Here is a 1,139-nt window from a genome sequence, read left to right as displayed (position 1 = left end):
TGGATGGCCGGGAGCGTGCTGCTGATGCGGCTCGGCGGGCCGACGAGCCCGGTCTCGCCGGTGCTCGTCGATCTCGTGGAGGCCCGGCTCGTCGACCCGCTGCCGCTCGACGAGCAGGACCTGCTGCTGGCCGGTGCGCTGCTGGACCGGCTGACCCGGCAGGACGCCGTCGGCCTGCTGGGCCCGCGCGGGGAGTCGGCGTTCGGCATCCTGCGGACCCGGGTGCAGCCGATGCTCACGCGCGGGCCCGGGCGGGGAGAGGGCGCCGCGCCCGAGGACGCGATCCTCTACGCACCGCTGCTGAAGGACTGTCTGTACGAGATCCTCCCGCGTCGCCGGGCGGGGCGGCTGCCCGAGCTGCGGCGGCGGTTCGCCCTGCACCTGAGCATGGCCGGGCGCTTCGACGCGGCCGTCGACTGGTGTGTACGGGCAGGCGACCCGCGGCTCGCGGTCGAGGTGCTCGAGGCGGGCCTGAGCAGGCTGCCGGACCTGAGCCCGACCGTGCCGCTGGTGGAGCGCTGGGTCGAGCTGATCGGCGAGCCGTACCTGCTCGCGTCCGACGTGCTCACCGCCTGCCGGATCCGGTCCCTGCACGCGCAGCGGCGCATCGACCGGGCCGTCGTGCTGATCCACCAGCTGGAGCGGGACGGCCGGATGGACGACGTCGTGGCCGTCGACCCGGGGATCGTCGGGGTGGTGCTGTGGACCCTGCACAGCAGGCCGGGCGAGGCCGAGCACTACGTCGAGGACACCCGGGACGGCCATCGGGCGGACGCCGTCCGGTTCATGATCGCCGCGACCAACGGCACCGAGCCCGCCCTTCCGCCGCTGACCACGCGCTGGGAGAACATGGCCCCGATCGTGCACTGGGGGATGCTCTGGCAGGGCCGGTGCGGCGAGATCGTCGGCGCCGTCGGGACGCCGGACGGCGTCGACAACCCCAACGCCGTCCTCGCCGCGGCGTGGACCGGACGGACGGACGTCGCGGACGCCGCCTGGGACGCGATCCCGGAGGACAGGCGGTCCCGCCCGCACGTCCAGTTCGCGCGGGCCGCCCTGGACCTCGTTCGCGGAGACGTCGAGCGGGCCCGCCGGGCGTTGCGGGAGGGCGCGGAGGCGGCACGCAGCACGGGCGCGGA

1 protein-coding gene is annotated in these 1,139 nt (G+C 75.4%); it reads left to right on the top strand.

Going from position 1 to position 1,139, the window contains the following annotated elements:
• A partial coding sequence (locus H5J29_RS33665; RefSeq protein WP_181784905.1) for a hypothetical protein occupies nucleotides 1-1,139 on the top strand: 1,139 nt, incomplete at both ends.

This window comes from Pseudonocardia pini (assembly GCF_013870575.1).
Taxonomy (GTDB): domain Bacteria; phylum Actinomycetota; class Actinomycetes; order Mycobacteriales; family Pseudonocardiaceae; genus Pseudonocardia; species Pseudonocardia pini.
Note: the sequence above shows the minus strand (reverse complement) of the source record. Positions and strands in the feature narration are given on the sequence as shown.